This is a genomic window from Nonomuraea sp. NPDC001699 (assembly GCF_053596455.1).
The window spans coordinates 332,418-345,415 of record NZ_JBSFGF010000008.1 but is presented as its reverse complement, the minus strand read 5'-3'; the positions used below and the strand labels follow the sequence as shown (position 1 = coordinate 345,415).

Annotated in this window: 15 protein-coding genes and 1 pseudogene; 8 read left to right on the top strand and 8 right to left on the bottom strand. The window is 70.1% G+C overall.

What is annotated here, in order from left to right; all coding sequences use genetic code 11:
- Positions 1-83 precede the first annotated feature (83 nt).
- The gene (locus ACWCSU_RS26000) at positions 84-1,130 is read left to right on the top strand and encodes a hypothetical protein (protein WP_449938200.1); all 1,047 of its coding nucleotides are present in this window, start codon (positions 84-86) and stop codon (positions 1,128-1,130) included.
- Between the two features lie 51 nt (positions 1,131-1,181).
- Positions 1,182-1,328, top strand: coding sequence for an MmyB family transcriptional regulator (locus ACWCSU_RS25995; RefSeq protein WP_357705946.1), 147 nt, complete (start codon positions 1,182-1,184; stop codon positions 1,326-1,328).
- 91 nt (positions 1,329-1,419) lie between these two features.
- Here the strand turns inward: ACWCSU_RS25995 and ACWCSU_RS25990 are convergent, their stop codons facing one another.
- Entirely contained in the window at positions 1,420-1,803 is a 384-nt protein-coding gene (locus ACWCSU_RS25990) for a hypothetical protein (RefSeq protein WP_449938197.1), read from the bottom strand.
- A 127-nt stretch (positions 1,804-1,930) separates the two neighbouring features.
- Between ACWCSU_RS25990 and ACWCSU_RS25985 the strand changes: the two genes are divergently transcribed.
- Entirely contained in the window at positions 1,931-2,362 is a 432-nt protein-coding gene (locus ACWCSU_RS25985; protein ID WP_449938195.1) for a hypothetical protein, read from the top strand.
- Here the strand turns inward: ACWCSU_RS25985 and ACWCSU_RS25980 are convergent.
- Positions 2,359-2,865, bottom strand: coding sequence for a MauE/DoxX family redox-associated membrane protein (locus ACWCSU_RS25980; RefSeq protein WP_357706043.1), 507 nt, complete (start codon positions 2,863-2,865; stop codon positions 2,359-2,361). The two genes, ACWCSU_RS25985 and ACWCSU_RS25980, sit on opposite strands and share 4 nt — an antisense overlap.
- 94 nt (positions 2,866-2,959) lie before the next feature.
- Between ACWCSU_RS25980 and ACWCSU_RS25975 the strand changes: the two genes are divergently transcribed.
- Both ACWCSU_RS25975 and ACWCSU_RS25970 read left to right on the top strand, forming a co-directional pair.
- Positions 2,960-3,586 carry an AfsR/SARP family transcriptional regulator gene (locus ACWCSU_RS25975; protein WP_449938194.1) on the top strand — a complete coding sequence of 209 codons (627 nt, stop codon included), beginning with the start codon at positions 2,960-2,962 and terminating at the stop codon, positions 3,584-3,586.
- A gap of 135 nt (positions 3,587-3,721) precedes the next feature.
- The gene (locus ACWCSU_RS25970; protein ID WP_449938192.1) at positions 3,722-3,970 is read left to right on the top strand and encodes a hypothetical protein; all 249 of its coding nucleotides are present in this window, start codon (positions 3,722-3,724) and stop codon (positions 3,968-3,970) included.
- Between the two features lie 25 nt (positions 3,971-3,995).
- Here ACWCSU_RS25970 and ACWCSU_RS25965 read toward each other — a convergent pair whose 3' ends face one another.
- The 4 genes from ACWCSU_RS25965 to ACWCSU_RS25950 all read right to left on the bottom strand — a co-directional run bounded on the left by ACWCSU_RS25965 (position 3,996) and on the right by ACWCSU_RS25950 (position 8,040).
- Entirely contained in the window at positions 3,996-4,580 is a 585-nt protein-coding gene (locus ACWCSU_RS25965; protein ID WP_449938190.1) for a recombinase family protein, read from the bottom strand.
- A gap of 285 nt (positions 4,581-4,865) precedes the next feature.
- Complete coding sequence (locus tag ACWCSU_RS25960; RefSeq protein ID WP_357705952.1) at positions 4,866-5,618, bottom strand: ABC transporter permease subunit; 753 nt, start codon at positions 5,616-5,618, stop codon at positions 4,866-4,868.
- Entirely contained in the window at positions 5,615-6,574 is a 960-nt protein-coding gene (locus ACWCSU_RS25955) for an ATP-binding cassette domain-containing protein (protein WP_449938187.1), read from the bottom strand. Before ACWCSU_RS25955 ends, ACWCSU_RS25960 begins: the two co-directional genes overlap by 4 nt.
- Positions 6,571-8,040, bottom strand: coding sequence for an alpha/beta fold hydrolase (locus ACWCSU_RS25950; protein WP_449938184.1), 1,470 nt, complete (start codon positions 8,038-8,040; stop codon positions 6,571-6,573). The genes ACWCSU_RS25955 and ACWCSU_RS25950 overlap by 4 nt, the downstream gene beginning before the upstream one ends.
- Before the next feature lie 165 nt (positions 8,041-8,205).
- Here ACWCSU_RS25950 and ACWCSU_RS25945 point away from each other — a divergent pair, with 165 nt between their 5' ends.
- Positions 8,206-9,333 carry a sensor histidine kinase gene (locus ACWCSU_RS25945; protein WP_449938182.1) on the top strand — a complete coding sequence of 376 codons (1,128 nt, stop codon included), beginning with the start codon at positions 8,206-8,208 and terminating at the stop codon, positions 9,331-9,333.
- Between the two features lie 314 nt (positions 9,334-9,647).
- A complete protein-coding gene (locus ACWCSU_RS25940) occupies positions 9,648-10,286 on the top strand; it encodes a response regulator (protein WP_449938180.1) in 639 nt (212 codons plus the stop codon).
- 118 nt (positions 10,287-10,404) lie between these two features.
- Here ACWCSU_RS25940 and ACWCSU_RS25935 read toward each other — a convergent pair.
- Positions 10,405-11,483, bottom strand: a pseudogene (locus ACWCSU_RS25935) (transposase).
- 96 nt (positions 11,484-11,579) lie between these two features.
- On the bottom strand, positions 11,580-12,218 hold the full coding sequence (locus ACWCSU_RS25930; protein WP_449938178.1) for a hypothetical protein: 639 nt from the start codon (positions 12,216-12,218) through the stop codon (positions 11,580-11,582).
- A 13-nt stretch (positions 12,219-12,231) separates the two neighbouring features.
- On the opposite strand from ACWCSU_RS25930, the gene ACWCSU_RS25925 reads away from it, so the two are divergent.
- Positions 12,232-12,660: a hypothetical protein gene (locus tag ACWCSU_RS25925; RefSeq protein WP_449938175.1), complete on the top strand. Its 429-nt coding sequence runs from the start codon at positions 12,232-12,234 to the stop codon at positions 12,658-12,660.
- Positions 12,661-12,998: the final 338 nt, after the last annotated feature.

The following is a 12,998-nucleotide window of genomic DNA, read 5'->3' as shown; positions in this document are numbered from 1 at the left end:
GGGGCGGACGCCCCCCGGGCAGGCCCGGTGAATCGAATGAACGGAGGCCCGCCATGCCAGTCAGGCCGCGCAGAACAGTCCGCTTGCTCGCCTCGATCGCAACGTCCGTCCTCGCCGTCGCCGTCGCCGTCGCCGTCGCCGTCGCCGTCGCCGTCGCCGGCTGCGCTGCCGCTCGGCCCGCGGAATCCGCCGCAGCGGGTGTATCCGCCCAGCAGATGGTTCATCTGCTCCAGACCCAGCTTCCGCCGGGAAGACTCTCAGGGCAGCAGGGACGGGGACTGAGCGCCGAGCCCGGTCCGGCGCCCTCCGCTCAAGTGCTCTTCGAGGCGGGCGGGAGCTCGGCGAAAGTAGTGGTGAAGCTCAACAGATGGCCCGTCCCCGTTCCGGTCCAGTACGCCCAGTGCCCGGACTCCGCCTATCACCCCTACAGCCGCTGCATCCTGACCGTCCTGCCCAGCGGGGCCAGGCTCGTGCTGGACCGCTCCCCGAGCGATGAGAACAACCCATCAGGGGGCGAACTCCTCAGTGCTCTGCTCACTTACGGGGACGGCAGGCAGGTCTTCGTGTCGGCGGCCGGTCGGTCCACTCTTCCTCTGACTCATCAGCAACTCGCCGCCGTGGCGACCTCTCCCGTGTGGCACCCGGTTCTCGTGGCCATGCCCGCGCCGCCTGCCGCTCCCCGTACCGGATCGGTACCCCGGCTGACCGCGCCGCAGATCAGTCGCGTCATCGAGCGACTGCTTCCGGCAGGCGTGCGCGCCGGGCGACCGGGCGGTGCCGACGGCTTCGGGCACGTCACGGCCGACGACGGCCACGGCAAGAGCCTGGTCGCCGTGAACGTCCAGCAGTGGAAGCCGGGTGACGCTGCCATGGCACAGGTGTTCCGGAACGCCGCCACACTGCCTGACGGCACTCGCGTCGGGGTGCGCCAGGGGCCGGCGCCGCGCGGGGGAGCGGGCGCGATCGAATGGACCGTCGACACCCTCGGCGCGGACGGCCTGAGGGTGGTGATCTCGGCACTCAACGCGGGCGCCTACCGTCTTCCCGCCGACCGCAGCGTACCGGCGCTGACTCTTGAGCAACTCCGGCGGATCGCGCTCGCCCCGGCGTGGCGACAGGCCATCGGCTGACGCCTCGAACGACTTCGGATCCTGAACCGTGACGCACGGCATCGGGACAGGATGAGCGGACGTCCTGCAGGTTGTCGCGCCGGCGAACTCACCCTCGGCTTCGAGGCCTTCACCTCGGCCGGGGCCCCAGGCCAGACGCTCGGCCTCTACACCGTGGAACCGGGTTCTCCGTCGGCAGCGGCGCTTGGCGAGATCTGAGCAGCACGGACACGAGCAGATGCCACGCCCGGAAGATCGAGCCGTACCTCTTCGGCTCGGCTCCGACTCCTACCACCGGCTCCTCCAGACCCTACCCGGCGAGCCACCATCGCCTCGGCCGCGTTTTGGGACCAGCCGCAGGCCACGCGACCTGGTCACCGCCGTCGCCCACTCTGTCGGCCCAGCGTCCATGGCGGGTGATCGCGGACATGGGCGCGCCGGCCTTGGCAGCGGAGGTGGCGCCGCCGGCGCGCAGGCCGTGGGCGGTGTAGGCCTCGGCGTGGTCGAGGCCGGCGGCTGCGGCGGCGCGTTTGACGATCAGGTTGACGGTCTGCGGGGTCAGCCGTTCGCGGCGGCCGCGACCGGCAGCCGGATGGCCGCGGGCGGCGATGCGGCCGTGCCGGTCGATCGGGCGAAACAGCGGCCCGGTCGTCATGCCGGCGCCCGCCAGGTCGGCGAGCCATGCGCGGGTCACCCGGACGGGGCAGGTCTGCGGATGCTGGCCGTAGGGGATGGCGACGATCTCGCCATGGGCGTCCTGGTCAGTCTTGCTGAAGGGGACGTACAGCTCCAGGCCGTCGGCGGTAAAGGTGAGGTCGCCGATGTCGATGTCGGCGATCTGCGAGCGGCGGGCCCATCAACGCGAAGCCGAGCACCAGGACGGCGCGGTCACGCCGTCCTGCGGGGGTGCCGTCCGGCAGAGCGTCGACCATCGCGCGCAGCCTTTACGCTTCTGCTCGCACGTCGAGGAGCAGGAGCGCGAGCTGAAACGGCTGCTGCGCCGCGCCACCCAGGACCGCGACCGCCTGGTCGGGTACCTGCGCGCCGAGCGCAGGGCCAGGGCACGCGAGCGGTGGCGCAAGGAGCGGACCATGCGCCGCCACCTGCCCGCCCCGCAGGCCGAGGCGGTCCGCCGCGCGGGCACGATCCTGCGCAGCGTGGGAGCGCCGCGCTCGCGGGCAGCCCCGCCTCCGCCCTCGCCCCGATCATCCCGGCCACGCAGGCTCCGGACTGCGAGAACCCGGCCAACCTAGACCAGTGACACCAGGTCGTCCCAGCGGGTGAAGAGCACCCCGAGCGCCGCGCCGAGCAGACCGGCCAGCACCGCGATCCCCACGTCCGCGGCACCCGATCCCGCCGTAGCCACCAGTCCCAGTACGGCCAGCGAAACGAGCACCAGGTTACGGACGACGTGCGGCACCCCGAGCGGTGTCTCCGAAGCGCCGAAGCACCGGCAGGGCACCGCGGCGCCCCGCCGCATGACCAGCAGGGTAGCGACGGTGAACCCGCCCAGCAGCACGGCCGCCAGCGTGAACCCGGCCGCGCCCGCCCACCCCAACGGCACCGCGGTCAGCACGATCACCGCGGCCTCGCCCGCCGCCACGGCGAACGGGACGGCCGGCGAGCGCCAGGTCGTCATGTCCGTCACCGACGTGGCGAAACGCCGCCACGCCTCGCGCCCGGAGACCTTGCTCGCCAGCGCCACCGCGAACACGATGACCAGCAGCACACGACATCCAACAGCGACGTAAAGCATGATCACCGTCTCCGTCCACGACGACACTGCACGCAGTATGGCCCGTCGTTCTCAGCGATTTCTCAACGCCATCTCAATGACTACGCTCGAGATCGTGCTGATTCCGTTGCTTGGGCCGGTCGAACTGGAACGCGCGGGCAAGATCATCCCGATACGTCCTCCGCAGGTGGCGCTCGCACTGGCCGCGCCGGCCTGGAAGGTCGGGCACGTCGTATCGGAGGAGACGCTGGAGAACAGGATCTGGGGAGAGCAGGTGCCGAACGGCGCCAGGAAGACCCTGTACACGATCATTACCCAGATCCACCGCGAGGTGCTCGGCGACGACGGCGACGTGTTAGGCAGGCTGGGCGGCTACCTGCTCGACGTGGACGAGTCAGCAGTCGACGTCACCCGCTTCCGCACGCTGGCCGAGCGCGCGGTCACCGCACCCGATCCGGGGCCACTGCTGGAGGAGGTGCTCACGCTGTGGCGCGGCGAACCGCTGGCGGGGGTGCCCGGCGAGTGGGTGGAACGGGCCCGAAGGGCGCTGGGCGAGGAGCGCAAGGAGGTCTCGCTGCGCTGGGCGCGCGCCGTGACCGATCCGGGCGCGGCCGTGGCAGCGCTGGCGCCGCTGATCGAGGCGCTGCACTGCGGCGGCCGTACGGCGGAGGCGCTCGCCCGCTTCGCCAACATGGCCCTCCGCTCGGGTCCGTGCCACCAGACGCAAAGTAGCTGTGAGTAACCGGGGGCTCCCGGACGGCCGGACTTCCACGGCTTCAGCCCGCTCGTCGTGCCCCGGCCGACCGGCTGGCGTCCCGGGCTGGAGGTCACCGGCTACTGGTGACCGGTCCGTCCGAGGGGCTGGCAGCCGGAACCCGTGCTGACGGACTTCCTGGGCGCGGGTCCCGCGCCGGTGTTCGTCGGCTTCGGCGGCCTGGCGGGCACGCGGGCCGAGCCGTACACGGAACTGGTCGTGGACGCCCTGCGGCGGGCGGGTCTGCGCGGAGTGGCGCAGACAGGTAGAGAGGGGCCGATCACCGACGACGTGCTGGGCGTCGGCGACGTCTGGGGTCGGGGAACCCAGGAGCAGCCGTTGGCGCTGAGAATGATCTTGGCTGAAGTGTGACGTCCAGCTTCGGTGCGTGATCGCTCTACCTGGAGGTCTCTGGCCCGTGGATGATGCGGTGGATGGTGGAGCGGCCGACGCTGTACTCGGTGGCAAGGACGGCCAGGGACACCTCGCCCTCGGCGCAGCGCCGGCGGATGGAGCGCCGGGCTGGTTGAGGCAGTTTGGGTTGCTTGCCCTTGAGCTTGCAGTTCTTCTTGGCCAGGGCCATGCCCTCGCGGGTACGCAGGTGCCCGAGGTTGGCTTCGAACTCGGCGACCATGGCGAGGGTTTGCAGGAACAGCCGGCCGAACGGGTCGTTCCAGTCGTAGACGGAGGCGCCCAGTCCGAACAGGACGCCACGGCCGGACAGGCCGGTCAGGGTCTCGTTGGCCTCGGCCATGTTGCGGGCGAACCGGTCGAACTTGGTGACGGTGAAGACCGTCCCGTCCCAGACGGCGGCGAGGGCCTGGTCGAGGCCGGCGCGGTTGCGTCGGGTGGTTCCGGAGAAGCCGCGGTCGATGTAGATGCGATCCTCGGGGACGCCGAGGGCCAGGAGCTGCTCGGTCTGGATGATGACGTCTTGTTCGTCGGTGGAGCAGCGGGCGTAGCCGACGCGGGTTCCGTTCACGTGCCCAAGTGTCCCGGATGGGGGGCCTTCACCGGAGCAGTGTGTGGAACACCTATACGGAACACCTCGACCTGGGTGTCTGTCTCGGCTGGTGGGTGTTCCGGTTGAGGATCCCCTTACGGAACGTCAATTCATCCCGGCCACGTTCTGGATCTCCCTTGTGCGCGGCTGTGGTGGCACTCACCCCACATACCTCGGGCGCGGCCCCGACCCGTAGCGAAGCGGCGGGCGGCCATGTACGTGATAGCTGTCCTTCCACGTACATGGCCGCCCATAAGTGTCCGGTCAGGCGTCGCGGTGGTTGATCGCCAGGGTTGCCAGCAGGAGGGACACCACGACGTAACCCACCAGGATGACGGCGGCCGTTGAGGGATCGAAGGCTCCTGCGTCGGGTACGGTGGCCAGTTGCCTGGCCAGCGACGGAATGGTCAAGGAGCTGATCCAGTCGTTCCACGGAGCCGGGAGGAAGCGCTCGAGCACGGTCGGGGACAGCGGGAGGACGACCAGCACGATGAGCGCTCCCGGTGTCGACCGCAGGACCGTGGCCAGGCCCAGCCCCATCACTCCGGCGACGGCGGAGCCGGCGCCGGTAGTCAGAACCTCGGCCAGGGCCGCATGTTCGGCGAACGAGGCACCGATCGGACGCCCGGCCACCACGGCCTGTGCGGTGAAGTAGGTGGCGAACGCCAGCACCTGGCCCGCGACAGCGGCCACGGCGGCCACCACAACGGCCTTGGCCACAAGGAGCGTCCACCGGCTCCGGATCGTGGTCAGCGTGAGTCTGATCATGCCGGTGGCGTACTCGCCGGAGATGGTGAACACGCCCAGCATGCCGAACAGCACAGGCGGAATGTCGGCGCTGAGGCTGATACCCGTGCCGACGGGATCGCCGCCGGGGCCGTTGGTGTCGAAGTTGCGCGAGATCGAGTAGGCGGCGAAGCCGGTGAGCGCAAGGGCCGAGAGCGTGGAGGCCAGGACGTAGTAGGTGGCTCGGAGCGAGCGTAGCTTGAGCCATTCCGATGCGACGACGTTGATCATTGGGTGATCTCCATGAAGGCTTCCTCTAGTGATGTCCGGCGCGACACCAACTCGTGAACGGCGCAGCCGTTCGCCAGGGCGATGTCGCCGATGGCGGCTGCGGTCAGGCCGGTCACCAGCAATTCCTCTCCGGCCCGGGCGTCCCGCACGGGGCGCGTATCGACTCCAGCCGCTGCGGGCCGGCCAGGCACCGGCTCCTCATCGGTGTCGGTGTCCTGAGCGGGGTGTATGGTTGCGCCGGCCGCTTCGAGTGCCCTGGACAGGCGGGCCGCGTGGGGGGATCGGACCAGTACGCCGCTCTGGAAACGGGCCAGCAGGTCCGCCGTTGAGGTGTCCTCGATCAGCCGGCCCTGGCCGATGATGATGAGCCGGTCGGCGGTAAGGGACATCTCGGTCATGAGGTGGCTCGACAGCAGGACGGTGCGCCCCTCGGCGGCCAGGGATCTGAGCAGTGTCCTGAGCCAGCGAATGCCGTCGGGGTCGAGACCGTTGACCGGCTCGTCGAGAATGAGCACGCCCGGGTCACCGAGCAGCGCCGCCGCAATACCAAGGCGCTGGCGCATCCCCTGAGAGAACCCGGCGATCCGCTTGCGCGCCGCCCCGGCCAGGCCGACCTCCTCCAGCACCTCCACGACCCTGCGGCGCCCGATCCCGCCGGCATGCGCCAGCGCCTGGAGGTGAGCGAACGCGCTGCGCCCGCCCTGCACCTCGGCCGCGTCGAGCATGGCGCCGACCTCGCGCATGGGGTCGCGCAGGTCGTGTTTGCGGACGCCGTTGATCAACGCCTTGCCCGAGGTGGGCGTGTGGAGGCCGAGGATCATGCGCATGGTGGTGGACTTGCCGGCGCCGTTGTGCCCGAGGAAGCCGGTGACCTGTCCGGGTTTGACGTCGAACGTGAGCCCGGACACCGCGCGGGTGGAGCCGTACAGCTTCGTCAGGTCTGTGACCTCGATCATTTGCCCACCTTCTGAATCCGCTCGGCCGGGCAACGCGTGCCCGGCGCGGGCAGCCCCCCCGTGGTCAGGTAAGCATTGACGTGCCGCCGCAGGCAGATGTTGGCTGCCCACGACGCGTGGCCGTCGCCGTGCCACAGGACGCGCGCGGACGGGATCTGCTCGGCCACGTGCGCCTGCCCGCGATAGTTGGTGTTGTTGTCGAGCTCCCCGATCGCGAAGAGGATCGGCGGGGCGTCCTTCACACGCAACGGGTGCGGCGCCCAGGACGCGCCCCCGCTGCGGCCCCAGCACCGCCCGAGCTCGAAGCGTCCCTCGAGCCAGCCGAACCTCGGCGCGATCTCATGGAGTCTGGCCTCGATGCCCTGGAACTCTTCGTACGTCGGCGGCTTCGGCATGAAGTCGTTGCACAAGGAGTCTTGGCTCACGGACATGCCGCCCTCATCCGGGAGCAGTTCCCCCTCCAGGAAGCCGCCGGCGTCGCTGTCGAGGGCCTTGCGGATGGCAGTGGCGAGCTGGGGCCAGAGCGCCGGATTCATGCCTTTGACCGCGCCGGCGTACAGCTGCCCCTCGGTCACCGTCCGTCCGGCCGACGCCGGCAGTGGCGCGCGCTGCACCCTGGCGACGAGCTCGTCCCATGCCTTGCCCGCGTCCCTGCCGTGCAGGGCGCAGTCGGTGCGGAGGGCGCACCAGTCGCGGAAGCGAGTGAGATGGCGCTCCTGCGTGAGCGCGTAGTTGCGGATCCAGGGCTCGAAGTCCTGCTGGGTGTGATCGGCGGTGCCGTCGAAGTACATCCGGCCGACCCGCTGCGGGAACAGCTCCAGGTAGGCTTGGGCGTAGACGGTCCCGTAGGAGTTGCCCGCGTAGATGACCTTGTCCTGGCCGAGTGCGGCGCGCAGGGCGTCGATGTCGTGCGCCACGTTCCATGCCGTTATCCCGCGCCAGGCCGATTTGGCCATTTTGCGGCAACTTGCCTGGTGGGCCGCGTTCTTGGCGGCGTGGGCGTCCCAGTCCTGCTTCGTCCTGGCCAGGAGCAGTCCGAAGATGGAGGCCCCGGGCTCCGCGCAGCTCACTCTCTTGCCGCCCGCGGGCTCCGACATCCCGCGCGGATCGATGGCGATGACGTCGAAGCTCCTCTGCAACTCATCAAGCAGGTTCGGCAGCTCCGCCGGAGCATCGGGCTGGCTTTTCCGCCTGAGCATCGACGTGCTGGTGCCGGGCCCTCCGAAGTTGACGATCAGCGGCCCGATGCTCTTGCCCGTCGCGGGCAGTTTGGCCACGTGCACCGAGGTTCTGGGCCCGCCAGGATCGGCCCAGTCCACGGGAACGACCAATTCGGCGCATCGCAGGCCGTCACCACAGTCTTTCCACACGAGGCCGTGGGCCTGCGCCGAGGCCAGCGCGATACCACCGAGCGGCACGGCGAGACAGGCCGCCAGGCACAGGGCGATGAGTCTGCGTCGGTTCATGGCAGCAACGATGCTGTACGGCGGTGGGTCGCACATCGGAGCCAGATCCGATCTTTGGGATTGGACCAGGGTCATACGGTGCGGGCGTATGTGGGCGGAGTATGACCCTGGTCTGACGGACCGTGCTCCGATTCGCCCCCGGCCGTTCCTCGATAACGTCGGGCTGTGAATCTGCTCGCCCGACGGCCTCCGCCCTGGCTGCTCATCCTGGCCGACACCGTGGTCGCGGTGCTGCTCGCGCTGGCGTCCACGGCGAGTCCGCCGGAACTGACCACGAACGCCGTGACCACCGTGCTCTGCTGGCTGCTCGCGGTGCCCGTGGCGGTGCGGCGGGTATGGCCGGAGCCCGCCTACTACGGTGCGCTCCTGATCGGCCTTGCCGTGCTGGCGCTGCAGAGCAACCGGCTGATGGCGACGGCCGTGGTGGCCCTGGCCATCTACCCGGTGGCGGCCGGCCGGCCGGTGTGGCGATCGGCGATCGCCCTGGTGTCGGGCCTGCTCGTCAACGGAGGGTCGCTGCTGGTCTCGATGCCGGGCCCAGCACGATATTCGAACGGCTGGCCCGACCCCGTCTTCATCCTCGGTACGGCCTGGCTGCTCCTCGCAGCGAGCTGGAGTCTTGGCACGGCGGCGCGCACCCGCCGCGAGTTCGCCGCCCGCGAGGCCAGGATGCAGGCCGAGAAGGCGGCGGCCGACGAACGCCTGCGGATCGCGCGCGAGCTGCACGACGTCGTCGCCCATTCGATGAGCATGATCACCGTCAAGGCGGGGGTGGCGGCCAAGGTCCTGGACAAGCACCCAGAGGAAGGGCGCAAGGCGTTGCGGGCCATCGAGGAGATCGGGCGTAGCTCGCTCGCGGAGATGCGCCATTTTCTCGGCGTGCTGCGCGCACCCGGCAGCGCGCCCGACAGCACACCGCTCCCCCGGCTCGCCGACCTGCCGTCCCTGGCGCGCCAGGCGGCGGAGGCCGGCGTGCAAGTCGATCTGTCGGTGGACGGAGCCGTGCCCGACAGCATGGCGCTGGCCGTTTACCGCATCGTCCAGGAGGCGATCACCAACGTCGTCAAGCACGCCGCTCCCGCCCACTGCCAGGCCAGCGTGTCGGTCGCCGATGGGAGGTTGCGGATCTCCGTGCTCGACGATGGGCCTGGGCAGAGGGTGCTGCCGGGGCGGCCGGGTGGGCACGGGCTGGCCGGAATGCGCGAACGGGCGCTGCTGTACGGCGGCACCTTCGAGGCCTGCCCGCTCCCGGGACGGGGGTTCGGCGTGCACGCGTCATGGGAGATCCCGTGACCCGCCTGGGAGTTCCACTCTCTCGACGGAGGGAGGGGGTGCGGCGCCGGACACCTTCCGGCGAGCGCGTGCGTGCGCGAACGGCAGGTCCATTCGACAGAGCGCCGCAGTGGCGCATGGATGATGGATGTACGTACGGCCGGCGTTCCGAGAAAGCATCGACGTGGTGCGAGCGGTAGGCGCGGATCGGTCATGATGGACGTGATGACGAGGATCACGAGCATGAGCCGGAGGAAGCGGAGTCGGCGGGTCCGGACAGGACGTCCGCGGACCGGGCCGGGCCTGCTCCGGGTGGGTGCGGCAGGGGGAGGCTCGTGATTCGGGTGCTCATCGCCGACGATCAGGCGCTCCTGCGCGGCAGTTTCCGCCTGCTGATCGACTCGGAGGACGATCTCACCGTGGTCGGAGAGGCGGCCGACGGGCGGGAGGCGGTGGCGCTCGCGCGTACAGAGTCACCCGACGTGGTGCTCATGGACGTCAGAATGCCCGAGATGGACGGCATCACCGCGACCGGGCAGATCGCCGCGGACACTCGGGTCCTCATCCTGACCACGTTCGACCTCGATGAATACGTCTATTCGGCGCTGCGCGCGGGCGCCAGCGGGTTCCTGCTCAAGGACGCGCCTCCGGACGACCTCCTGAAGGGGATCCGAGTGGTGGCCTCGGGTGAGACGCTGCTCGCGCCGACCGTCACCACCCGACTGATCACGGAGTTCGTACAGCGGCCGCCCCAGCAGCCCTTTCACGGGCTCGACACATTGACGGACCGGGAGCGCGAAGTGCTCACCCTCGTGGCCCACGGACTGTCCAATGCCGAGCTCAGCGTGCAGCTCCAGATGAGTCCCGGGACCGTCAAGACGCATATCGGCCGTCTGCTGGCCAAGCTCAACGCCCGCGACCGCGCCCAGCTCGTCATCGCCGCCTACGAGGCCCGCCTGGTCACGCCGCGTTAGCCGACCGCGCGCCGTGACCGCCGGCGGCGTCAGCGCTCCACCACGCCGGCCCGCACACCGGGCATGCGAGGAAGGCATCGGGACCAGGACGCATGTCGTGGCCCGCGAGCCCGGGCATCTACACCCCCTCCTCGTTCACGCCGCCACCATCGGGGAGGTCCGGGATCTCGCCGAGCTGCCGCAGTCCTTCGGCCAGGGCGGAGGAGGAGATGGAGTAGCGGCCCAGGACGTTGAGGTGGGCGTGGCCCAGCGGGGACAGCCGGGCAGCGTCCTCATCCTTGACCGGGACGCCTTCGGCGTGCAGCCGGTCCACCGCGGCCGACAGATACTTCGAGTTCCACAGCGCGACCGCGTTGACGACCAGCCCCAACGCGGCTAGTTGGTCTTCTTGTCCTTCACGGTACGCCTTGCGGATCTGCCCGTTGCTGCCGTGGCAGATCTTACGGGCGAGCCGGTGCCGGGACTCCTGGACGGTGAGCTGCTTGTTCAGCTTGCGGCGGTAGGTGTCGTCGATCGGGTCCAAGATGGAAAGCAGGTGCAACGTCTTGTCGATCCGGCCGTACTCGGCGAACGCCTGCCCAGCGGCGTCGGACGCCCGCTGCGGGCGAACATGCGCAGCAGGTCGTAGGCGCGGACCTGGTTGGTCACCAGCGACCCGGCAACCCGGGTCATATCCGACCACTGGGTGCAGATCTTCTGCCGGTTGATCTTGTTACGGGCGATCGCCTCCAACGGCCCGTAGTCGCCCGGGGTGTTGCTGCCGGGCACCTCCGAGCGCCAGAACCGCTGATCGCCCAGGTCGGCGAAGCGGGGCGCGAACCGGTAGCCGAGCATGGAGAAGATGCCGAATACTGTGTCCGAATCGGGCGCCTGGTCGGTCGTGACGACCTCGGGCTGCGGACCGGCGTCGATGTTGATCAGGGTGTCGAGGATGTACAGCGAATCGCGCGGCGTCCCGGGCACGACCATCTGCCCGATCCCCATCACTTGATCATTGACTGCGTTCAAGAGCATCAGGCCGCGTTTGTAGCCGAAGTACTTCGGCGAGGGGGCGGCGTTGATCGTCTGGACCGGGACGACGAACCGCAGCCCGTCGACCGAGGCCAGCAGCCCGCCGCCCCACAGCGCCACGATCGGCACGCCGCGCTGGGCCTCGATCAGGATCGCGTTCGCCGCGGCGTGCGTCTCGGCCCGCACGTAGTTCTGGTCGACGTGCGAGAGCCCGGCCGCGGGTCAGCGCCTCGTCCCCGTCCTTGATCACCGGGGTGAGGCCGACGTTGCAGGCCTCGCTGATCAGCAGAGCGACCAGGGATCGGGGCAGGTCGTGCCTGCGCGTGGAGATGTCGGCCAGGTGCACATAGGCGTCCAGGAGTGCACCTCCAGCAGCAGTTCGGGCAGGTCGATGCGGGGCAGCATCGCCTGGCAGGCCGCACGTAGCCACTTCAACGACGGGCTCTCGCCCAGCGCGCCGAGCTTCTCCACCGACAAGCGGGCGTGTCCGTCAGACGGGGTGACCACACGGACCAGGGCGTCGTCGCCGGCTTCTTCGAGTCGGCCGGCCATCTGCCGCCACGCCGCGTCCAGCGCCAGCAGCTTGGCATCGAGGTGGGTCTCGACGGGGTCGGTGAGCGACAGGGAGGCGAGCACGTCCTCGCTGATCGCCTCCCATGCCTTGCCGTCCAGCAGGTGGGCGCGCGGGTCGGCCCACCGCAGCGACGGCGCGGCGAACACGTCGCGCACCTGGAGTGCCCGAAACAGCCCCTCGAGGACACAGACCACATAGGCGTCGCGATCCACCGCGCCTTCGGGCAGGTCGGGGTTGGCGAACACCGGCCGCTTCCAGGCCGCGGTCACCAGGGACGCGTCGATCTCCTTCGGGATGAGGGGCTTGCGGGAGACGCGCCCGCGCGTCAGCTCCGGCAGAGCGCGCACCGCGGCCAGGACCTTGCCGGCCTCCGGCCGCCGCGCCCAGGGCCTTGGACTCGCCCAGCAGCTTCAAGAACGGCCGGACGGTGTTGTACTTGTCGACCAGCGCCGCGCGCAGGGCCGCCTCGACCGCGCCGTCGTCGTCGGGGACGAGCTGGTCGACCTGTTCCAGCGCGGCCAGGACCTGCTCCTTGCTCGCCCCGGCTTCGGCGATGACGGCCGTCCACAGCGCCGCTGGGTCCAGGTCGGCGCCCGCCTCGGCGACCGGGTCGAGCTGCTCAACCAGCACCCGGCCCGCCCGGGACAGGAGCCTGGAGGCTTTCTCCAGCTTCGGCAGCATCGCCAGCCGGTCGCCCGAGGACTTGCGGCGCGCCGGCGAGATCAGCCGCGAGGCTATCAGCAGCGCGAACAGATCGAGGGCGTCGTCGATCGCCTCGGCCTCCAGTGACCGGGTCACCGCCAGCATCGTCGCGGTCTTCCTCGGCTCATGCAGACGGGCCAGCAGCGGCGCTTTGCTGCCTGCCCCGTACTTGGCGAGCGTCTTCAGTCGCCGGACCGGCACCTTGTCGATGCGCACCCGCCCCAGCCGGAACCGGGCGATGTCGTCCACCCGCTGCAGCGCCCGCGCCATCTCCGTGCCCGACTGCCTCTTGGGCGCCTGCCGCAGCCGCTCCAGCTCCGACATCCGCGCCCCGGGAGGAACCACCAGCAGCCCTGACAGCTCCCGCCGCAACGCCGCATCAGCGCGGTCTACCTGACGCGCCACCGTGGCATACAAACGCTCAT